This is a genomic window from Streptomyces sp. NPDC002835, assembly GCF_053591995.1.
Map to the genome: position 1 here is coordinate 44,018 of NZ_JBSFUW010000007.1, position 19,626 is coordinate 63,643.

Genomic DNA, 19,626 nt, shown 5'->3' on the forward strand with positions numbered 1-19,626 from the left:
CAGTCAAGACTTTGTCCGAACATTCTTACCAGGAATGCCGAGTTGCTACGGCCGGACCAGGAGCTGGAACTCGAAGGCGTAGCGCGACGCGCGGTACACGTGCGAGCCGAATTCGACCGCCCGGCCGGTGTCGTCGAAGGTGGCGCGTTCCATCGTCAGCAGCGGCGCGCCGGCCGGCTCGCCCAGCAGCTCGCCCTCCTCGGCCGTCGCGGCGCGGGCGCCCACCGACTGGCGGGCGCTGTGCAGCGTGATGCCGGCGGCGCGCATCATCCGGTACAGGCCGGTGGTCTCCAGCCGCTCGGTGCCGCAGTCCAGCAGACCGGCCGGCAGATGGTTGCGCAGCCGGGCCATCGGCTCGCCGTGGGCGTAGCGCAGCCGCTCGATCCGCCGGACGTCGCTGCCCTCCGGCACGCCGAGCGCGGCCGCGACCTCGGCGCTCGCCGGCTCGATCTCGTTGGTGAGCACGACCGTCGCGGGCCGCTGGCCGGCCGCCTCCAGGTCGTCGTAGAGGCTGCTGAGCTCCAGCGGGCGGCGGACCTGGCTGTGCACGACCTGGGTGCCCACCCCGCGGCGGCGCACCAGCAGCCCCTTGTCGACCAGGGACTGGATGGCCTGGCGGACGGTCGGCCGGGACAGGCCGAGCCGGCCCGCGAGCTCTATCTCGTTGCCGAGCAGACTGCCCGGGGTGAGGGCCCCCCTCTCAATGGCCGATTCCAGCTGCTGCGAAAGCTGGAAATAGAGCGGAACCGGACTGGTCCGGTCCACGCTCAGCTGGAGCGACAGGGACGGTTCCGTCTCGTGTCTGGGCTGCTTGGGCACGTGGGGGAGCGTAGTCGCACGCCATGTTGACGGGAAGTCGTGAGGTTCGATTGTCAGGACAAAGTCTTGACATCGTGGCGGCCGCGCCTCCACCTTTGGGCCATGCGCATCGGACTCATCGGTACGGGCCGTATCGGCAGCTTTCACGCGGGCGTGCTCAGCCGCCATCGTGAGGTGGGTTCACTGGTCGTGGCGGACACCGACGCGGCCCGGGCCACCGAGGTGGCGGACCGCTGCGGGGCCACCGCCGCCCCCAGTGCCCACGAGGTCTTCACCTGGGGCGTGGACGCGGTGGTGATCGCCTCGGCGACCTCCGCGCACGCCGAACTGATCGCCCGCGCGGCCCGCGCCGGGCTCCCCACGTTCTGCGAGAAGCCGATCGCCCTGGACCTGCCGGGCACCCTGGCCGCGCTGCGCGAGGTCGAGCAGGCGGGCACCGAGCTCCAGCTCGGCTTCATGCGGCGCTTCGACGCCGGATACACCGCGGCCCGCGAACTGGTCCGCTCCGGCAGGCTCGGCCGGCTGCACACCGTGCGGGCCATCACCTCCGACCCGGCGCCGCCGCCCGCCGACTATCTGCCGCTGTCGGGCGGGCTGTACCGGGACTGCCTGGTCCACGACTTCGACATCCTGCGCTGGGTGACCGGCCGGGAGATCACCGAGGTGTACGCGACCGGCTCGGACGCGGGCCACCCCATGTTCCGCGAGGTGGGCGACGTCGACACGGCCGCCGCGCTGCTCACCCTGGACGACGGGACGCTGGCCACGGCGACCGCCACCCGCTGCAACGGGGCGGGCTACGACGTGCGGATGGAGCTGGCCGGCGAACTCGACCAGGTCGCCGTCGGCCTCGACGACCGTACGCCGATCAGCTCGACGGAGCCGCACGGCCTGCCACCCGTCGACAAGCCGTGGCCCGGCTTCCTGGAGCGCTTCGCCCCGGCGTACGAGGCGGAGCTGGACGCGTTCGTCCGGCTGGTGGCGGGCGAGACGGAGAACCCGTGCGACGGCCGGGAGGCGCTGACGGCACTGCGGGTCGCGGAGGCCTGCGAGCTCTCCCGCCGGGAGCACCGGCCGGTCCGGCTGGAGGAGATCCCGGCGGACTGACGGGGCGGGCGCTTCACCGGGCCGGAGGTCACGCCGCCCCGGCCCCCTGACGCGGCGGGCAGGCCGTCGGCCCTGACGACGTCACGCCGGCCCGTCACCGGCGCCCGGAGGTCACGACGGCCCGGCGGACAGCACGGTGCCCTGCGCGACGGCGCACAGCGTCTCGTCCCCGTCCGCGCCGACGGCGAACAGGTCGCAGCGGACGACGGCCTGCCGCCGCCCGGTGTGCACGACGGCGGCGCGGGCGACCAGCGTGCGCCCGGTGGCGGGCCGCACGTACTGCACGGAGAAGCCGCCGGTCAGCACGGCCGGTCCGAGGGTGGTTCCGGCGGCGAAGGTGATCGAGTTGTCGGCGGCGTACGCGAGGACACCGCCGTGGAGATACCCGTTCTGCTGGTGCAGTTCCTCGCGGATGTCCACTTCGAGGACCGCCTCGCCGTCCCCGAAGGCGGTGATCCGCGCGCCCAGCAGTCTGCTGAACGGCTGGCTGTCGAGGACCTTGCGGGCGGTGTCCAGTTCAAGTCCGGTCATGTGCGCCTTCCGTGGAAGTGGGTCCGAGGGCGTCGAGTACGGCACGGAGGGCGGCTCGCGCCTCGCTCTCCGTGCCGTCGGCCGCCCGTAGTTCGTCGAGCTTTTCGGTCCAGGCCCGGACTCCGGCGGCCGGGTCGGGCACGGCGAAGGCGAGTGCCCCGGCGCTCGCCTGCTGCTGCCGCTCATAGTCGTCGTACCAGCAGGTCCACTCCCAGCCTGGCCAGCCGGGGAGCCGGCCGGCGGCCGCCGCTCCGCCGAGGAAGTTCCCGCGGGTCCAGGCGGCGACGCGCCGGGCGGCCACGTCGATGTGCACCCCGCCGTAGGGAATGCGGGCCGGCGTGGACATCCGGGTGCCGGGCAGCAGTTGGCGGACGACGCCGGGGCCGTGGGCCAGCACGTCGGACACGTTCTCGCCCGAGACCGCGTGCGCCTGCGGACCGTCGCGGTAGGTCACCGTGACGGCGACGGTGAAGTCCGGTTCGTCGGGGAAGGCGGCAAGGAGCGGGCCGCCGGGCCGGGCGCCGAACTCCGAGCGCACCGACTCCCGTTCCAGGCCCACGTGGGCGACGACGTCCTCCAGTCCGTCGTACGCCCAGCGGACCTCCCAGCCCGGCCAGGTCCTGGCGAGGACGGCGAACAGGGTGCGCCGCTCCTCGTACGTCTCCAGGTGCCAGGTGAACAGCAGCAGGACGCGTCGGTCGTGGTCGACGACCGCCGCGGCCTCGCACGAGACGTCGTCCATCCAGCTGCGGGGCCCCACCCGCTCCTGACCGGCGACGAACCGGCCGAACGCCTCGGGCCCTTCGGCCGCGTCGACGGCCAGGCGCGGCCCGCCCCAGCGGCAGTAGTACTGCTGCCAGGCCCCGTTCCCGACCACCGCGTAGCGTGCCCGCTCGGCCACGGCCGGGCCCTACCAGCGCACCGGCAGCCGGCGGACACCGCGCATCAGGAGGCCCGGCAGCCATGCGTACGTGTCGGCCGGGGCGTCCAGGGCGAGGTCCGGGCAGCGTTCCAGGAGGGAGCGGACGGCGACCCGGGCCTCCAGGCGGGCCAGCGGCGCGCCGAGGCAGAAGTGGATGCCGTGGCCGAAGGCGAGATGGCCGCGGGTGTCCCGGCGGATGTCGAAGCGGTCGGGGTCCGGGTAGCGGGCGGGGTCGCGGTCGGCGGCCGCCAGACCGATCAGCACCCTTTCGCCCGCCGGGATGACCTGGTCCCCGACGGGTACGGGCGCGGCGCTGAAGCGGAGCGTGGCGGTCTCGACGGGGCCGTCGTAGCGCAGCATCTCCTCGATCGCGCCGTCGAGGAGGGAGAAGTCGGCGCGCAGTTCGGCGAGTTGACCGGGGTGGGCGAGCAGGGCGCGTACCCCGTTGGAGATCAGGTTGACGGTCGTCTCGTGGCCCGCGATGAGCAGGAGGTAGGCGAGGGCGCGCAGTTCGGCGAAGGAGAGGCGGTCGCCGTCCTCGGCCCTGGTGCGGACAAGGGCGGAGAGCAGGTCGTCCGCCGGGCCCGCGCAGCGCTTGTCCTCGATGAGCCCGTCGAGATAGGCGCCCAGCTGCCGGACGGCGTCCTCCTCCTTCTCCGGGGAGGTCGGGGCGACGACCTCGTTGGACCATGTGCGGAAGGCGGCGCGGTCGGCCGTGGGGACTCCGAGGAGTTCGCAGATCACGACGATCGGGAGCGGGAAGGCCAGCGCGTCGACCAGGTCGGCCCGGCCGGCCGGCACCATCTCGTCCAGGAGGTCGTCCGTGATCCGCTGGACGCGGGGCCGCAGCGCCTCGGCGCGGCGCGGGGTGAACTCGCGGCTGACCAGCTTGCGCAGCCGGGTGTGGTCCGGCGGGTCGATCACCAGCAGGTTGGGGCCGACGATCTGCTCGTCGAGCATCGTCAGCCCCATGGTGGCCGGCGACTTGGACAGCCGCGGGTCGGCGAGCGCGGCCCGCGCCTCCTCGTGTCCGACGATCAGCCAGAACTCGGCGCCGTCGGCCCCGCGCACCCGGTGCGCGGGGCCGGCGGCGCGCAGCCGCTCGTAGTACGGATACGGGTCGGCGGTGAAGTCCGGCCCGTACGCCTCCAGATCGACGATGGTCATGATCTCAGCGTACGTCGGGGTCGTCGTCGAGCAGCCCGGCGTCGTGGGTCAACAGTGCGATCTGGACACGGTTGTTGAGGTCCAGTTTGGCCAGGATGCGCGAGACGTGCGCCTTCACGGTGGCCACACTCATGTAGAGGGCGGCGGCGATCTCCGCGTTGGACCGGCCCCGGCCCACGGCGAGCGCCACCTCCCGTTCGCGGTCGGCGAGTACGGCGAGACGGCCGGCCGCTGCCGCTCTTCTGGTGTCCGAGCCGCTGCCCGCGACATGGGTCATCAGCTGGCGGGTGACGGCCGGGGAGAGCACGGGGTCGCCGGCGGCGACCTTGCGCACCGCCGCGACGATCTCCGCCGGCGGCGTGTCCTTCAGCACGAACCCGGCGGCCCCGGCCCGCAGCGCCCGCAGCACCTGCTCGTCGGCGTGGAAGGTGGTCAGGACGACGACCTGGGGCGCGCCGGGGCGGCGGCGCAGCGCCTCCGTGGCGGTGAGGCCGTCGACGCCGGGCATACGGATGTCCATCAGGACCACGTCGGGCGCGAGCCGGTCGACCAGCCCCGGCGCCTCCGAGCCGTCGGCCCCCTCCCCCACGATCTCGATGTCGTCGGCGCCGCCGAGCATGAGGGTGAGGCCCGCCCGTACGAGCGGGTCGTCGTCGACGACGATCAGCCGGATAGTCATGTCGGCCACGGTAGCCAGGCCCGGACCCGGAATCCGCCGTCGTCCCGCGGGCCGTGCTCCAGCCTGCCGCCGGCGAGCGCGGCACGCTCGGTCAGGCCGATCAGACCCTGGCCGGAACCGGGCACGTCACCGGCCCCGGCTTCGGGCGCCGGGTTGTCGATCGCCACGGTGAGTCCGTCGCCGGGCCGGCCGCGCACGGTGACGGTGACCTCGGCCCCCGGCGCGTGCTTGCGGGCGTTGGTCAGGCCCTCCTGGGCGATCCGGTACACGGTGCGGCCGGTGGCGGCGGGCACGGCGCCGGGGTCGGTGATCCCGTTGTCGAGAACGACCCGCATCCCGGCCCGCCGGGACTCGGCGACCAGTGCGTCGAGGGTCGCGAGGGTGGGCTGCGGCCGGTCCGTCCCCTCCCCGTCGCCGGGCGCCCGGAGCACGCCGATGATCTCGCGCAGGTCCTGGAGCGCCTCGTGGGCGCTGTCGCGGATCACGCCGGCGGCCCTGCCGACCTCGGCCGGGGGTGCGTCGGGCCGGAACTCGAGCGCGCCGGCGTGCACGCTGAGCAGGGTGAGCCGGTGGGCGAGCACGTCGTGCATCTCGCGCGCGATGGCCTCGCGGGCCAGCCGCTGCGCCTGCTCGGCCCGCAGGGCGGCTTCCGCCTCGGCCCGGCGGGCGCGTTCGCGCAGGGCGAGGACGAGCTGCCGCCGGGAGCGTACGAGCATCCCCCAGCCGGTCATCAGGAGCACCAGCACGACCCCGGCGACCGTGGAGACGAGGAAGGAGGTGCTCGGGTCCGGCCGTACGGCGGCCTGGACCGCGCCGGACACCATCGCCAGCGCCCCGACGACCGCGACGGGCCGGAACGGGCGGTGCACGGCGAGGCTGAAGAGGCTGAGCATCAGCGCTCCGCCGGCCGCCGGGGCGACGGCGGAGACGACGGTCAGCGACGCGGCGAGCGGCACGGGCGCCCGCCGGCGGGCCCACAGGGCGCAGCAGGCGGCGGCGCCGAGCAGCTGGTCGCCGAGGATCACGGCTTCGGAGTTGCCGGCCTGGGCGCTGGCCTCGCTGGCGAGCGCGCCGATCAGGGCGGCGGCCAGGAAGACGAAGGTGTCGACGACCCAGTCGCGTACGGTGCGCCGGGGTCTGGCCCTGCCCCGGTCGCCGGGCGGGCCGGGGTCGGGTGGATCGGACATGGCCGAGGGCAGCAGCCATGGGTACTCCGTGCGCGTCATGTCGACAAAGCTATGCAACGCCCGGCGTGGACGGGGCCGTGGCCCGGCCGGAAACTACCGAAGTCGCCGAACCGGATACTTTCGTCGGTCCACCGGTGGCCGTGCGGCCGACGCGCACTGCCGCCGCCGCGCGCGAGGCTTCCGGCATGAAGAAGATCCTCGAGGTCGGCGGCTTCCTTCTGTTCCTCTGGGGCGCGGCGGGCGTGGCCCATGAGCTCACCGGCTGGTTCAGACTGTGGGGCGTCGTGGACCGGCTCGCTTTCCTGGACGGCCACGAGCTGTACGCGAGCATCGTGCTGGCCGTGCTCGGCGGGGCGCTGATGGTGGCCTCGGACCGCTTCCGGTGAGCTCTAGGCGGTGTTCTCCGCCTTGGAGAGGCGGGCGACCTCCGCCGCGTGCTCGCTCAGGCGGTGGCTGACGCCGCCGCTGGTCCACAGCGCGGTGCCGACGACGGCGACCGGGACCGACAGCCCGAGGACGGCGAGGAGTTCGGGCCAGTCGCGCTCGGACGCGCAGGTGTCGTCGCCGCCCTCGTTGGCCGTGCCCCGGTCGGTCAGCAGCCGCGACTCGCACTCCCGGTCGTCGCTGTACGGGCGCTCGACCGTGTACGGAAGGAGCAGCAGAGCGCCGAACCAGACCCACAGCATCGCTGCCGCGGAGAGCAGGGCGCCGCCCCAGGTTCGCGTCCGTTTGGCGCGGGCGCGGAAGGCCATGTCGTACTGGAGCGATCGCATGGCCGTCGAAACTAGCAGTCGGCCCGGTCGGCGGCGCGGCGGCCCCAGGTCGTCCCCGTGAGCACCAGTGCGGCGCCCACCAGGCCGAGCGTGCCGAGGTGTTCGCCGCCGATGGCGATGCCGGCCGTGGCGGCCCACAGCGGCTCCGTGCCGAGCAGCAGGCTGACACGGGACGGCGAGGTGCGCCGCACCGCCCACATCTGCACGAAGAACGCGAACAGGGTGCAGAACACGGACAGGAACACCAGCCCCGCCCATTCGCGCGGCCCGAAGCCGACCGCCACGGCCCACGGCGACGCCCCGCTGCCGGGCAGCGCGGCCAGTACGGCGAAGACCGCGACGGCCGCGCCCAGTTGGACGGTCGTCAGGGAGAGCGAGTCGGCGCCGCGCACCGCCTTGATCCGCGCCAGCGCCAGGACGTGGACGGTGCGGACCACGGCCGCCAGGAGCATCAGCAGGTCTCCCGCGGACGGGGCGGTGAAGCCCGCACCCTGGGTCAGCAGCACCACTCCGGCCAGCGACACGGCGGCCGCGGCGAGGAAGGACGGAGGCGGCAGGCGCCGGACCACCGCCGCCTCCGCGAGCGGGGTGAGGATCATGGTGAGGCTGATGATGAGCCCGGCGTTGGTGGCGGAGGTGCGGACGACGCCGTACGTCTCGAGCAGGAAGACGGCGCTCAGGATCAGTCCGAGCAGCGCCGCGCCCCGCCACTGGGCGGCGGTCAGCGCCCGCAGCCTGCGCCGCCCCACGACGACGAGGACTGGCAGGGCGAGCGCGAACCGCAGAACGAGGACGGCGACGACGGTGTGGGTGGTGGTGATGCCCTTGGCCGCGAGATAGCTGGCGCCCCAGACGACGGCGACGAGCAGCACCGGCAGGTCGGTGAGCCAGGCGCGGCGGGGGGCGAGGGCGGCCGCGGGTACGGCGATCGACGACACCGGGTCTCCTGGGGTTCGGCAGAGGTGGAGACGTCGGCGGCTCGCACGCGGGGACGATCACCGTACCGGGGCGCCCGCGCGGGTGTCTTCTCATTGACGTGCTCCCTGGCCTAAAGTCCAGGGATTCCGGTCTGGGTCGTCTGACCCTTCCGGGGGCTTCCTGCTTCACCGCGCTGTGCAGGCACGTGTGCCCGTCTTACCGGCGCTCCACAGGCGTTTGGCGTCTCCACCCGTCCGGTGGCGACGATTCGACGTCCTTCGAAGAGGACGTTACGGGCCGCGTTGTGGTCGCGGTCGTGCACGGTGCCGCACTCGCTGCACGTCCACTCGCGGACATGCAGGGGCTTGGGGCCGTCCCGGAATCCGCAGACCGAGCAGACCTGAGATGACGGGAAGGCGCGGTCCACCTTGGCGAAGGTGCGGCCGTCTTGTACTCCAGCATGCCGACGAACGCGGACCATCCCGCGTCGTACACGGACTTGGCGAGCCGGGTACGGCCGAGGCCGGACACCGCGAGGTCTTCCACGTACACCGCTTGGTTGTCGCGAATGATCTGTGTGGAAGCCTTGTGGTGCCAGTCCCGGCGCCGGTCCGCCACCTTGGCGTGCTGGCGTGCGACCTTGATCCGGGCCTTGGCCCGGTTCTTCGATCCCTTGGCCTTGCCGGACAGCTCCCGCTGAAGGCGCTTGAGTTTCTTCTCGGCCCGGCGCAGGAAGCGGGGGCTGTCGATCTTCCTGCCGTCGGACAGGACGGCGAAGGCGGACAGGCCGAGGTCGATACCGGCTTCGGTCTCCAGCTCCGGCAGGATGTCCGGCTCGGTGTCCACGACGAAGCTGAGGAAGTACCGGCCGGAGCTGTCCTTGGTGACGGTCAGGGACGTGGGCGCGGCCGGAAGCCGGCGGGACCACTTGACCTTGAGGTGGCCGACCTTGGCCACGTACACCCTGCCATCGTCGTGGAGGGAGAAGGCGTTGGTGTTGAGGCGGATCGACTGCCGGGTGTCCTTCTTCGATTTGTAGCGGGGCGGGCCGGCCTTGCGGCCCTGCCGTTTGCCCTTGACCGAGTCGAAGAAGTTCTTGTAGGCGGTGTCCAGGTCCCGCAGAGACTGTTGCAGGACGACCGCCGACACGTCGGCGAGCCAGGCGCGTTCCTCGGTGTGCTTGGCCTGGGTGATACGAAGCCGGGACAGCTCGGCCGACTTCACGTACGGCAGTCCTGCCGCGTGTGCTTCCTTGCGGTCGCGCAGGCAGTCGTTCCACACCACGCGGGCGCACCCGAACGCACGCGCCAGCGCACGGCGCTGGGAGGCGTCTGGGTAGGCCCGGTAGTTGTAGCGGAGCTGCACGCCCAAGATCCTACTGCGATTTGGTCCCATAAATGGGCAGAATGGCTACAGACATGACAGGCATGTTGTTTCTACGATGCATGTGCACTTGGTCTTTGGGACGAAGTACCGGCGCGGGTGTTCGACGACGAGATGCTGACGCGCTGCGAAGAGATCACGCGCAAGGTCTGCGAGGACTTCGAAGGAGCTGAAGGAGTTCAACGGCGAATATGATCACGTCCACCTCCTGATGCACTACCCGCCCAAGGTCGCCGTCTCAAAGCTGGTCAACAGCCTCAAGGGCGTCTCCGCTCGCCGGCTACGACAGGAGTTCACCAGCCGGAACAACCGCGCCATCATGCACGGGCACCTGTGGTCGCCCTCATATCTCTCCTCATCGTGCGGCGGACCACCGTTGGCAATCGTCCGCCAGTACATCGAGCAGCAAAAACATCCGCTCTAAGGTGCACGTCAGAGCAGCCTTGAGATGCATTCATCCCCGGCGTGAACGCCGGGGCTCTTAAAGAGTCCCGTAACTGCCGTACTGGGGGCGGCCGGCGAGTTCGTAGGTGTGGATCGCCGCACCGGCGCCGGTGGTCCGTGCCTCGATGTGCTGGAACGCCGTGGGCCTCGCGCCCTGCGGGAAGAGGCGCATCCCCGTGCCGAGCACGACGGGGAAGACGACCAGGTGGAGCTTGTCGACGAGGTCGTGCGCCATCAGGGTCTGGGCCAGCCTGCCGCTGCCGTGCATCTGGAGTTCCCCGTCGGTGTGGTCCTTGAGTGCGGTGACCTCCTTGACGAGGTCGCCGCCGATGATGGTGGTGTTCTCCCAGTCGGCCGACTTCAGGGTGGTCGAGGCGACGTACTTGGGCAGGGAGTTGAGCTTGGACGCGATGGGGTTGTCGGGGTCGGTCTGCTGGGGCCAGTAGCCCGCGAAGATCTCGTAGGTGCGGCGGCCGAGGAGGAAGGCGCCGACCCGGCCGAAGACCTCGTCCATGAACCGGCCGAAGTCCTCGTCCCCGTACGGCACGGACCAGCCGCCGTGTTCGAAGCCGCCCGACGTGTCCTCCTCGGGCCCGCCGGGGGCCTGGTAGACGCCGTCGAGGGTGAGGAACTGGGTGAGGGAGAGCTGTGCCATGGTTCTTCCGCCTGTCGCTGTGTTTCAACGGGTTTCGATGAGTCTCACAGCTCTGACCGGACGGGGCCGGCGAACTCATCGGCGTGCCGAGCGTGATGTCCGATCGCCGCCAGCACGGGACCGCCGGAACCGATGTGATTGAAGCCGCAACCACTTAGGACTCTTGGAGGCTTCGATGAACGGCAAGGTGGCTCTGGTGACCGGCGGCAGCCGGGGAATCGGTGCGGCGACCGCGCTGCGGCTGGCCCGCGACGGCGCCGATGTGGCGATCACGTATGTGGCGGGGAAGGATGCCGCGGAGGACGTCGTCCGGCGGATCGAGGCGACGGGCCGGCGCGCGGTGGCGCTGCGCGCGGACTCGGCCGACGCGACCGAGGCCGCCGGGGCGGTGGAGCGCACGGCGGACGCCCTCGGCGGGCTCGACATCCTCGTCAACAATGTGGGCCTGGGCCTGCTCGGGCCGCTGGAGAGCATCACGCCGGCCGATGTGGACCGGGTGCTCGCCGTGAACGTACGGGGCGTGTACCTGACGTCCCGGGCGGCCGCCGCGCGGATGGGGAGCGGCTCGCGGATCGTGACGATCGGCACCTGCATGACCCAGCGTGTGCCCGGCCCCGGCGGCACGCTCTACGCGATGAGCAAGTCGGCGCTGATCGGTCTGACGAAGGCGCTGGCACGGGAGTTGGGCGGGCGGGGCATCACCGCGAACATCGTCCACCCGGGCCCGGTCGACACCGACATGAACCCGGCGGACGGCCCGTACGCCGAGCCGCAGAAGGCGGACACGGCGCTCGGCCGATTCGGCGCCCCGGAGGAGATCGCGTCGATGGTCGCCTATCTGGCGGGCGGCGAGGCGGCGTACGTCACGGGCGCCGAGTTCTCCGTGGACGGCGGGCACGCGGCCTGAGCGGACGCCTCCGGGCCGCTGGAGGCAAACGCGCGGGGCGCACCGTTGCTGTCGGCCGGTGCGCCCCGCGCGGGAGGGAGGGTGTCGTGCCTCCCCGTCCTGTGACGGCTCGTCAGCCGCCGAGCTCCTGATGGCGGGCGGTCAGACGGGCCGCGCCCTGTTCGGTCAGGGAGCCGAACAGCCGCAGGCGGGAGATGCCGCCGTCGGGGTAGATGTCGATCCGCACATGGGTGCCGACCGCCGGGGCGTCGAGCACGAACCGGTGGTTGGTGTCGGGCTGGAGCCGGGTGCGCGGCAGGACCTCGCGCCACTCGGCGCCCTCCGCCCCGTCCCGTACGGACAGCGCCGCCCAGCCCGCGCTGTTGCCCTTGAGGTACGCGGTGTCGATCTCGACGGCGCGGATCTCGGAGTGGCCGGCCAGCTGGTAGCGGATCCAGTCGTTGCCCTGGTCGCGGCGGCGGCGGGTCTCCCAGCCGTCGTCCATCTTGCGGGAACGGCCGGGCTGGACGGTGTTGGTGGCCGGCGAGTAGAAGCGGTCGGAGGCGTCCTCGACCTGGCCGCCGTTCTCCAGCGCGACGAGGTCGAAGGTGCCGAGCGCGGCCAGCCACCGCGGGTCGGGCACGACCTCGCCGTACACCCGCAGCCGGGCGATGCCGCCGTCGGGGTGCTGGTTGACGCGCAGGTGGGTGAAGCGCTGCTCGACGTCGACGGCGAAGCCGTTGGCGGCGTGGCCGCCGACGGCGGTGCGCGGGACGAGCGTCGTCCACTTCACGTCGTCGCCGAGGAGCTCCTCCGGGGACGGCGAGCCGGCGACGGACGTGCCCTCGACCGACACGGCCTGCGGGTAGTTGCCCCGGAAGTGCGCGGTGTCGACGACGATGCCGCGTACGACGCCGGGGGCGCCGAGGCGTACGAGCGCCCAGTCGTGGTCCTCGGCGGTGGGGTGGGGCTGCTCGGCGGAGACGCCGCGGCGGCGGCGGGTCTCCCAGCCGTCCATGATCTTGCCCTTGTGCCCGAAGTGCTCGGGGTCGAACTCGGCGGGCTCCGGCTTCAGCAGGTTCTCGCGCTCGGCGAAGAACTCGTCGTTGGCGGCGACGACGCCCGCGCCGAGGCGGCGGTCGGCGAGGTCGGCGTACTGGGTGAACGGGAAGTCAGCCGCGCGGTAGTCGGCGTACGGGTCGCCGCCGCCGTACGGGCTGGCGTCACCGGTGAAGGAGGGGATGGAGGATGCAGACACGGTTCAGTTGTTCCTTTCGAGCAGCCGGCCCGTCGGCGCGGCCAGGTTGCCGTTCTCCACGATCCGCTCGCCACGCAGCCACGTCGATCTGACGACTCCGTACAGCGTTCTGCCCGCGTACGCGGTCACCTGGTTGCGGTGGAACAGGTGGGCGGGGTCGACGGTGAAGGTCTCGTCGGGGGCGAGGACCGCGAAGTCGGCGTCGCGGCCTGCCTCGATGGCGCCCTTGGCGGTCAGGCCCGCCAGCTCCGCGGGGGCCTTCGCCATCCAGCGGACGACGTCGTCGAGGGTGTGGCCGCGCCTGCGGGCCTCGGTCCAGATCGCGGGCAGGCCGAGCTGGAGCGAGGAGATGCCACCCCAGGCGGATGCGAAGTCCGGGGTCTTGAGGTCGGTGGTGCAGGGAGAGTGGTCGGAGACGATGCAGTCGATGGTGCCGTCGGCGAGGCCCTGCCAGAGCGCGTCCTGGTTGGCGGCCTCACGGATGGGCGGGCAGCACTTGAACTCGGTGGCGCCGTCCGGGACCTCCTCGGCGGTGAGCGTGAGGAAGTGCGGGCAGGACTCGACGGTGACGGCGACCCCGTCCCGCTTGGCGGCGGCGATCAGCGGCAGGGCGTCGCTGGAGGACAGGTGCAGGACATGGACACGGGCGCCGAGCCGCTTGGCGTGCGAGATCAGGCCCTCGATCGCGGTGTTCTCCGCGTCCCGGGGCCGGGAGGCGAGGAAGTCGGCGTACCGGGGGCCGCTCTGCTGCGGCGCGGCGGCCAGGTGGTGCGGGTCCTCTGCGTGCACGATCAGCAGCCCGCCGAACCCGGAGATCTCCGCCATGGAGCGGGCGAGCTGCTCCTGGTCGAGCTCGGGGAACTCCTCGACGCCGGACGGCGACAGGAAGCACTTGAAGCCGAAGACGCCCGCGTCGTGGAGCGGCCGCAGATCCTTGACGTTGGACGGGATCGCGCCGCCCCAGAAGCCGACGTCGATGTGCGCCTTGCTGCGGGCGACCTCCCGCTTGGTGGCGAGGTGGTCGACCGTGGTCGTGGGCGGCAGCGAGTTGAGCGGCATGTCGAGCAGGGTGGTGATGCCGCCCGCGGCGGCCGCGCGGGTGGCCGTCCAGAAGCCCTCCCACTCGGTGCGGCCGGGGTCGTTCACATGGACGTGGGTGTCGACGAGGCCGGGCAGGACGACGTCGTCCCCGAAGTCCTCGAGCCGCGCACCGGCCGGCACGGCGGCGTCGTACGGCCCCACCTCGGCGATCCGCCCGCCGGCGACGGCGACCGTCGCGGCGCGCGTCCCCTCGGGGGTGATCACCCGCGTCGAGCGCAGGACCAGTTCCACTTCCACGTCGGACACGTCGGACACCCGCTCCCCTCACTTCCACTGCTCAGCGAAAATTCAACGAACTGTTGAAGGAGTCTTCCCCTCCGCCGGGTACCCGTCAAGACCCGGCCGGGCCGGACGGTCGGCCTTGTACGTTTCCACAAAGTGGAAGTACAATTCCATTTCAAGATGGTCGCTTCAGCCGGAAGCGGGCCCGCGCAACACCGCAGACACATGGACAAACACCCCCTGACCGGCCAGTACTCCCCTCGGCGGCCGATGTGCCCCGGATCTGCGCCCGGTAGGCTGCTGACTTGCCCTGCCTGCCCGAAAGGACCGCCGACGTGCCGACGTCCAGCGCCAGCGCCACCGACGCAGCCAAGCCCGCCGCCAGCGGCGGTGTGCAGTCCCTTGAGCGCGCCTTCGACCTCCTCGAACGAATGGCCGATGCCGGTGGGGAGGTCGGTCTCAGCGAGCTCTCCGCCAGCAGCGGCCTGCCCCTGCCGACCATCCACCGGCTGATGCGGACCCTCGTCGCCTGCGGTTACGTCCGGCAGCAGCCGAACCGGCGCTACGCGCTCGGGCCCCGGCTGATCCGCCTCGGCGAGTCCGCCTCCCGCCTGCTCGGCACCTGGGCGCGCCCCTATCTCGCCCGCCTCGTCGAGGAGACCGGCGAGACCGCGAACATGGCGCTCCTCGACGGCGACGAGATCGTGTACGTGGCGCAGGTGCCGTCCAAGCACTCGATGCGCATGTTCACCGAGGTCGGCCGCCGGGTGCTGCCGCACTCCACCGGCGTGGGCAAGGCGCTCCTCGCGCACACCCCGGCGGACGAGGTACGCGCCCTCCTCGCCCGCACCGGCATGCCGGCCGCGACCGAGAAGACGATCACCACGCCCGACGGCTTCCTGAACGCGCTCGAACAGGTCCGCCGGGCCGGGTACGCGGTCGACGACAACGAGCAGGAGATCGGCGTCCGCTGCCTGGCGGTCTCCGTGCCCGACTCGCCCACGGCCGCCGCGGTCTCGATCTCGGGGCCGGCGAGCCGGGTGACGGAGGCGGCCACGGACAAGATCGTCCCCCTGCTCCAGGAGGTCGCCCGCGACCTGTCGACCGCGCTCGCGAACACAGGCGGACAGGGCTGACGGCGGCGGAAGGGGCCCGGGACCGTGACCGGTCCCGGGCCCCTTCCATATGTCTCGGTCCTGCGTGATGTCTCGGTCCTGCGTGATGGCGCGATGGCGTGACCGCTGGGCCGGCGTGACAGCCGGGTCCGCGTCAGTCCAGCGTGATCGCGTACACCTCGATCCGCCGGTCGTCCGGCAGGCTCAGCGAACGCACCGTTCGGCCGGTGTCCAGCGGCGCAGCCGTCGCGAACAGCCGCACCGACGGGCCGTCGACGCCCTGCCCCCGCCGGATCCGGTGGTCCATGTCGAGGGCGACGGTGCTGCCCGAGGGCGCGGAGCCCGCCCAGTCGCCCACGGTGACGGGCAGCTCGGCACTGGTGCCGTCGGTGTAGCGGACGGTGAGCGTGGTGGAGACCGTGCCGTTGTGGGCGGCCGCCACCAGTCGCAGCGCACCGTGCTCCCCGGCAGGCAGCAGCAGCGACTGCCCGCGTGCCTCGGTGAAGTTGTTCGCCGTCCCGGACGCGTCCGGCGCCTGGTAGGTGACTTTGCCCAGGACCACCGGGCCGGCCTTCGGCAGCAGCGCCGCGTCGTAGCTCCAGCCGCTGCCGTCGAAGTCGCCCTCGCCGGACGCGGTCACGGTCGCGGTGCCGTCGTGGTTGGCCTCCTGGGCGAGATCCACGGCGCACTGCCCGCCGGCCTCTGCCGCGCAGGCGCCCGGCTCGCGGACCTCCACGGTCGCCTCGCGCACCACGCTGTCCGCGCCGGTGGCCGTGACCGTGAACCCCACCCGGTAGGAGCCGGGTGCCGTGCCGGCCGGGACGGTCACCTCGGGTTCCACCGTCCGCTGCACCGGCATGCGGCGGGAATCGAGCCGGAACGCCGGAGGCATCCGCACCCGCCACCCCTCGGGAGCCGTCGCCCGCACGGCGACCCGCAGCGCACCCGGCGCCTGGCCGAGCACATCTATCGCGAGGTGGGCCGTCTGCGGCGTGTCACCGGCCGGCACGACGTCGGAGCCCGCCCGCAGGGAGGCGTCCAGATGCCGGCGGGAGTCGGCGGCGGCCCGGTTGACCGACGGCGGCTCCGCGCCCTTGCCGGTGCCCCAGGAGGACGGCGTGTCGCCGAGTTCGTGGGTGAGCGAGCCGCCGTGGGCGACCGCGTCCCAGTCGAGCCAGGTGCGGCGCAGGTCGCGGCCGTCGAACTCGGAGCGCTGGATGTACCGGGTGGTGTCGCTGGCGCCCGGCGCCTCGATGGTCAGCGTGCCGCCCTGCTCCTCGCCGTACGCGCCGATCGTGACGACGGCCGAGGAGAACTGCGGGCTGGAGACGGCGAGGAAGTCGCCGCCGCTCATCGTCGGGTACAGACCGAGGGAGGAGAAGACGTACCAGGCCGACATGGTGCCGAGGTCGTCGTTGCCGGTCATGCCGTCGGGGCCGTTGGTGAACAGGGTCATCGCGGCGCGGACGACGGTCGCCGTCTTCGCGGGTGCTCCGGCCCACAGATACATGTACGGGGCGTGCAGGTCGGGCTCGTTGTTCGGGTTATAGGTGGGCTTGCCGTAGTAGTCGTAGGGGGCGGCGATCCAGTCCTCGCGCGCCGTGCGCTCCGGGTCCGTGAGCAGCTTGTCGTACGCGAAGAACGCGTCGAGCCGCTGCTCGGTGGCGGTCCTGCCGCCCATCAGTCCGACGAGTCCGGCCGGGTCCTGCGGGACGAGCCACTGGTACTGGTGGGCGCCGCCCTCGTGGAACTGGTGGGCGGCCTCGACGGGGTCGTACGGGGTGAGCCAGGTCCCCTCGGTCGTCCGGGGGCGGAACTGGCCGATCCCCGCGTCCCAGAGGTTGCGGTACCACTGGCCGCGCGCCGCGAACAGGCTCGCGTCCGCGTCGTGACCGAGCGCCCGGGCCATCAGCGCCAGGGAGGCGTCGGCCGCCGCGTACTCGAGGGTCGCGGAGGCGGGGTGCTTGCAGTCGTTGTCGCCGCCCTTGTCTGCGCAGTCCTCGCCGAGTTCCAGGCCGGAGGGCAGATAGCCGCGCTCCTTGTAGTGCTCCACGCCGGAGCGGCCGTTGTAGGGCGAGCCGGCCGGCGGGGTGCTCGTCGCGTTCTTCCGCAGCAGCGCGTACGCCTCGTCCTCGTGGCCCGCGAGCAGCCCCTTGGACCAGGCCTCGACGAGGAACGGGGTCACCGGGTCGCCCGTCATGATGTTGGTCTCGCTGTTGGCGAGCGCCCAGCGCGGCAGCCAGCCGCCGTCCCGCCCGGCGGCGACGACGGAGAGCGCCACATCGCGGGCCACCTGCGGCTGGAGCAGTTCGAGCAGCTGGTTCTGCGGCCGGTAGGTGTCCCACAGGGACAGGTTCTGGTACGGCGTGAACCCGTCGGCGGTGTGCACCTCGCCGTCGAAGCCCGCGTACCTGCCGTCCACGTCGCCGGCCACGTTCGGGTGCAACTGCGCGTGGTAGAGCGCGGTGTAGAAGGCGCGCTGCCGCTCGAGGGTGCCGCCGCCGACCCGTACGGAGCCCAGTTGGCGCTGCCAGGTGGTGTGCAGCGCGGCGCGGGTGGCGTCGAAGTCGTACGAGTCACCGGTCTCTGCGGCCAGGTTCTTGCGGGCGCCGTCGGGGCCCGTGTACGACAGGCCGACCTTGACGACCACGTCCCGGTCGTCGGCGGCGTCGAACGTCACCCAGGCGCCGTTTCCGCCCTCGCCCCCGGCGTCGCGGCCGCCGGGGGTGCGGGTGCCGCCGCGCCAGGTGCCGTGCGAGGCGAAGGGGCGGTCGAAGGTGGCGGTGAAGTACACCGTGTGCCGGTCCTTGCCCGCGCAGAAGTTGCCGGCCTCCACCCGTCCTTCGACGGTGCGGTCGCCGACGACATGGACCTCGGAGTCGTAGACCCGCTGGTTGGCCCTGCCCGTGTTGAACAGGACGTTGGCCTCGCCGGTGGCGGGGAAGGTGTAGCGCTGCCAGCCGGTGCGGGGCGTGGCGGTGAGCTCCGCGTCGATGCCGTACGTCTCCAGACCGACGCGGTAGTAGCCGGGCTCGGCCTCCTCGTCGTCGTGGGAGTAGGTCGAGCGGTAGCGCGACGGGTCGACGGTGTCGACCGCTCCGGTGGTGGGCATCAGGGGCAGTTCGCCCACGACGGAGCAGCCGACACCGGAGAGATGGGTCTGGCTGAACCCGTGGATCTTGTCCTGCTGGTAGTCGTAACCGCCCTGGCCGCCGGTGTCGGGACTCACCTGCACCATGCCGAACGGGGCAGCGGCGCCGGGGAAGGTGTTGCCGAAGTTCTGTGTGCCGACGAAGGGGTTGACCAGCGCGGCGGGGTCCTCGGCCACCGGCGCCGCGGCCTGTGCGGCGGGCGCGGGCGCGAGCAGGCCGCCCCACGTCAGCGCGGCGGCCAGCGGAATCACGGCGGCCCGCGACGTGCGCGCCCGTATTCTCCTCAGCAGTTGATGCATGGGCGTCATGAGCGTCCCTCTCCTGAATCCGTGGTCCCCGGCGCGCGGATGAATCCGTGGTCTGACGCGGAGACTTGACCATGCATCTGACATCGTTGTCAACGCCCCGGACCGTTTCCCGTCCACCGGGAAAACGGTCCGGGGCGCCCCGCTCAGTGTGCCGCGGCGACCACCGGCGTCAGCCGGCCGTCCGTCATCGTGACCGTGCGGTCCATCCGCTCCAGATGCGCCCGGTCGTGCGTCACCAGCACCGTCGCCGTCGCCCGCTCACGGGTCAGACGCACCAGCAGGTCCAGGACGGCCGCACCCCGCCCTGATCCTGCCGCTGCCCGCCACGGTCCCGGAGCGCGGCGCATGAGCGGCCCCGTCCGGCTGCTGCTCGCCGACGACCACCCGGTCGTACGGGCGGGGCTGCGGGCCGTCCTCGACACCGAGGCCGACTTCGAGACCGAGGCCGACTTCGAGGTGGTCGGCGAGGCGGCGACCGCGGAAGCGGCGGTGCGGCGCGCGGCCGTGGGCGGCGTCGACGTCGTGCTGATGGACCTGCAGTTCGGCACCGGCATGCACGGCTCCGAGGCGACGGCGGCGATCAACGCGCTCCCGGACGGCCCGCGGGCGCTGATCCTCACCACGTACGACACGGAGGCGGACATCCTCGCGGCCGTGGAGGCGGGGGCGGCGGGCTATCTGCTGAAGGACGCGCCGCCGGAGGAGCTCGCCGCGGCGGTCCGCACGGCGGCGGCCGGCCGGTCCGCGCTGGCCCCGGCGGTGGCGCACCGGCTGATGGACCGTATGCGGACGCCCGCGGCGGCGCTGACCAAGCGGGAGCTGGAAGTGCTGCAACTGGTGAGCGACGGCCTGTCGAACCTGCGGATCAGCAAGGAGCTGTTCCTAAGCCAGGCGACGGTGAAGTCCCATCTTGTGCACATCTACGCCAAGTTGGGCGTCGACTCCCGCACCGCGGCGGTGGCGGCGGCGACGGCGCGGCGGCTGATCCGGCGGTGATCT

Annotated in this window: 17 protein-coding genes and 3 pseudogenes; 6 read left to right on the forward strand and 14 right to left on the reverse strand. The window is 72.4% G+C overall.

The annotated features are described in order from the left end of the window. Window positions 1-45 precede the first annotated feature (45 nt). Window positions 46-765 carry a GntR family transcriptional regulator gene (locus tag ACWD01_RS09855; RefSeq protein ID WP_451160290.1) on the reverse strand — a complete coding sequence of 240 codons (720 nt, stop codon included), beginning with the start codon at window positions 763-765 and terminating at the stop codon, window positions 46-48. Between the two features lie 156 nt (window positions 766-921). Between ACWD01_RS09855 and ACWD01_RS09860 the strand changes: the two genes are divergently transcribed. Then, window positions 922-1,926 carry a Gfo/Idh/MocA family protein gene (locus tag ACWD01_RS09860; protein WP_451159939.1) on the forward strand — a complete coding sequence of 335 codons (1,005 nt, stop codon included), beginning with the start codon at window positions 922-924 and terminating at the stop codon, window positions 1,924-1,926. 111 nt (window positions 1,927-2,037) lie between these two features. On the opposite strand, the gene ACWD01_RS09865 is transcribed toward ACWD01_RS09860, so the two are convergent. The 5 genes from ACWD01_RS09865 to ACWD01_RS09885 are packed head-to-tail and all read right to left on the reverse strand — an operon-like array spanning window position 2,038 to window position 6,451. After that, complete coding sequence (locus ACWD01_RS09865; RefSeq protein ID WP_451159941.1) at window positions 2,038-2,457, reverse strand: PaaI family thioesterase; 420 nt, start codon at window positions 2,455-2,457, stop codon at window positions 2,038-2,040. Beyond that, the gene (locus ACWD01_RS09870; RefSeq protein WP_451159943.1) at window positions 2,444-3,358 is read right to left on the reverse strand and encodes a hypothetical protein; all 915 of its coding nucleotides are present in this window, start codon (window positions 3,356-3,358) and stop codon (window positions 2,444-2,446) included. The genes ACWD01_RS09865 and ACWD01_RS09870 overlap by 14 nt, the downstream gene beginning before the upstream one ends. 9 nt (window positions 3,359-3,367) lie before the next feature. Further along, window positions 3,368-4,546: a cytochrome P450 family protein gene (locus ACWD01_RS09875; protein ID WP_451159945.1), complete on the reverse strand. Its 1,179-nt coding sequence runs from the start codon at window positions 4,544-4,546 to the stop codon at window positions 3,368-3,370. A 4-nt stretch (window positions 4,547-4,550) separates the two neighbouring features. Next, window positions 4,551-5,225, reverse strand: coding sequence for a response regulator transcription factor (locus ACWD01_RS09880; protein ID WP_451159947.1), 675 nt, complete (start codon window positions 5,223-5,225; stop codon window positions 4,551-4,553). Beyond that, window positions 5,222-6,451: a sensor histidine kinase gene (locus ACWD01_RS09885; protein WP_451159949.1), complete on the reverse strand. Its 1,230-nt coding sequence runs from the start codon at window positions 6,449-6,451 to the stop codon at window positions 5,222-5,224. The genes ACWD01_RS09880 and ACWD01_RS09885 overlap by 4 nt, the downstream gene beginning before the upstream one ends. A 146-nt stretch (window positions 6,452-6,597) precedes the next feature. Between ACWD01_RS09885 and ACWD01_RS09890 the strand changes: the two genes are divergently transcribed. Beyond that, on the forward strand, window positions 6,598-6,798 hold the full coding sequence (locus ACWD01_RS09890) for a hypothetical protein (RefSeq protein WP_451159951.1): 201 nt from the start codon (window positions 6,598-6,600) through the stop codon (window positions 6,796-6,798). Between the two features lie 3 nt (window positions 6,799-6,801). Here the strand turns inward: ACWD01_RS09890 and ACWD01_RS09895 are convergent, their stop codons facing one another. The 3 genes and pseudogenes from ACWD01_RS09895 to ACWD01_RS09905 all read right to left on the reverse strand — a co-directional run bounded on the left by ACWD01_RS09895 (window position 6,802) and on the right by ACWD01_RS09905 (window position 9,468). Continuing rightward, window positions 6,802-7,185, reverse strand: a complete 384-nt coding sequence (locus ACWD01_RS09895) for a hypothetical protein (RefSeq protein WP_451159953.1) — start codon at window positions 7,183-7,185, stop codon at window positions 6,802-6,804. A gap of 11 nt (window positions 7,186-7,196) precedes the next feature. After that, window positions 7,197-8,123 carry a DMT family transporter gene (locus ACWD01_RS09900; RefSeq protein WP_451159955.1) on the reverse strand — a complete coding sequence of 309 codons (927 nt, stop codon included), beginning with the start codon at window positions 8,121-8,123 and terminating at the stop codon, window positions 7,197-7,199. 110 nt (window positions 8,124-8,233) lie between these two features. Further along, window positions 8,234-9,468 (reverse strand): annotated as a pseudogene (locus tag ACWD01_RS09905) (RNA-guided endonuclease InsQ/TnpB family protein). Between the two features lie 76 nt (window positions 9,469-9,544). On the opposite strand from ACWD01_RS09905, the pseudogene tnpA reads away from it, so the two are divergent. Next, window positions 9,545-9,910, forward strand: a pseudogene (tnpA, locus tag ACWD01_RS09910) (IS200/IS605 family transposase). Between the two features lie 57 nt (window positions 9,911-9,967). Here the strand turns inward: tnpA and ACWD01_RS09915 are convergent. Next, entirely contained in the window at window positions 9,968-10,585 is a 618-nt protein-coding gene (locus tag ACWD01_RS09915) for a dihydrofolate reductase family protein (protein ID WP_451159957.1), read from the reverse strand. A gap of 175 nt (window positions 10,586-10,760) precedes the next feature. On the opposite strand from ACWD01_RS09915, the gene ACWD01_RS09920 reads away from it, so the two are divergent. After that, the gene (locus ACWD01_RS09920) at window positions 10,761-11,492 is read left to right on the forward strand and encodes a 3-oxoacyl-ACP reductase family protein (protein ID WP_451159959.1); all 732 of its coding nucleotides are present in this window, start codon (window positions 10,761-10,763) and stop codon (window positions 11,490-11,492) included. A 112-nt stretch (window positions 11,493-11,604) separates the two neighbouring features. Here the strand turns inward: ACWD01_RS09920 and alc are convergent, their stop codons facing one another. Next, on the reverse strand, window positions 11,605-12,729 hold the full coding sequence (alc, locus tag ACWD01_RS09925; protein WP_451159961.1) for an allantoicase: 1,125 nt from the start codon (window positions 12,727-12,729) through the stop codon (window positions 11,605-11,607). 3 nt (window positions 12,730-12,732) lie between these two features. Beyond that, window positions 12,733-14,076: an allantoinase AllB gene (gene allB, locus ACWD01_RS09930; protein WP_451160292.1), complete on the reverse strand. Its 1,344-nt coding sequence runs from the start codon at window positions 14,074-14,076 to the stop codon at window positions 12,733-12,735. Window positions 14,077-14,387: 311 nt separating this feature from the next. On the opposite strand from allB, the gene ACWD01_RS09935 reads away from it, so the two are divergent. Further along, entirely contained in the window at window positions 14,388-15,188 is an 801-nt protein-coding gene (locus ACWD01_RS09935) for an IclR family transcriptional regulator (RefSeq protein WP_451159963.1), read from the forward strand. Window positions 15,189-15,321: 133 nt separating this feature from the next. Here the strand turns inward: ACWD01_RS09935 and ACWD01_RS09940 are convergent, their stop codons facing one another. Continuing rightward, a complete protein-coding gene (locus tag ACWD01_RS09940) occupies window positions 15,322-18,627 on the reverse strand; it encodes a GH92 family glycosyl hydrolase (protein WP_451159965.1) in 3,306 nt (1,101 codons plus the stop codon). Window positions 18,628-18,770: 143 nt separating this feature from the next. Continuing rightward, window positions 18,771-18,929: pseudogene (locus tag ACWD01_RS09945) on the reverse strand (ABC transporter ATP-binding protein); the annotation flags it as partial. A 43-nt stretch (window positions 18,930-18,972) separates the two neighbouring features. Between ACWD01_RS09945 and ACWD01_RS09950 the strand changes: the two are divergent. Continuing rightward, entirely contained in the window at window positions 18,973-19,623 is a 651-nt protein-coding gene (locus ACWD01_RS09950; protein WP_451159967.1) for a response regulator, read from the forward strand. The last annotated feature ends 3 nt before the right edge of the window (window positions 19,624-19,626 follow it).

What these genes read in the sequence shown, in the direction of transcription:
- ACWD01_RS09920 (WP_451159959.1), top strand. Translation starts at nt 10,761, where the DNA reads ATGAACGGCAAGGTGGCTCTGGTGACCGGCGGCAGCCGGGGAATCGGT.
- ACWD01_RS09880 (WP_451159947.1), bottom strand. Translation starts at nt 5,225, where the DNA reads ATGACTATCCGGCTGATCGTCGTCGACGACGACCCGCTCGTACGGGCG.
- ACWD01_RS09885 (WP_451159949.1), bottom strand. Translation starts at nt 6,451, where the DNA reads ATGACGCGCACGGAGTACCCATGGCTGCTGCCCTCGGCCATGTCCGAT.
- ACWD01_RS09950 (WP_451159967.1), top strand. Translation starts at nt 18,973, where the DNA reads ATGAGCGGCCCCGTCCGGCTGCTGCTCGCCGACGACCACCCGGTCGTA.
- ACWD01_RS09865 (WP_451159941.1), bottom strand. Translation starts at nt 2,457, where the DNA reads ATGACCGGACTTGAACTGGACACCGCCCGCAAGGTCCTCGACAGCCAG.
- ACWD01_RS09860 (WP_451159939.1), top strand. Translation starts at nt 922, where the DNA reads ATGCGCATCGGACTCATCGGTACGGGCCGTATCGGCAGCTTTCACGCG.
- ACWD01_RS09895 (WP_451159953.1), bottom strand. Translation starts at nt 7,185, where the DNA reads ATGCGATCGCTCCAGTACGACATGGCCTTCCGCGCCCGCGCCAAACGG.
- ACWD01_RS09890 (WP_451159951.1), top strand. Translation starts at nt 6,598, where the DNA reads ATGAAGAAGATCCTCGAGGTCGGCGGCTTCCTTCTGTTCCTCTGGGGC.
- ACWD01_RS09915 (WP_451159957.1), bottom strand. Translation starts at nt 10,585, where the DNA reads ATGGCACAGCTCTCCCTCACCCAGTTCCTCACCCTCGACGGCGTCTAC.
- ACWD01_RS09875 (WP_451159945.1), bottom strand. Translation starts at nt 4,546, where the DNA reads ATGACCATCGTCGATCTGGAGGCGTACGGGCCGGACTTCACCGCCGAC.
- ACWD01_RS09940 (WP_451159965.1), bottom strand. Translation starts at nt 18,627, where the DNA reads ATGACGCCCATGCATCAACTGCTGAGGAGAATACGGGCGCGCACGTCG.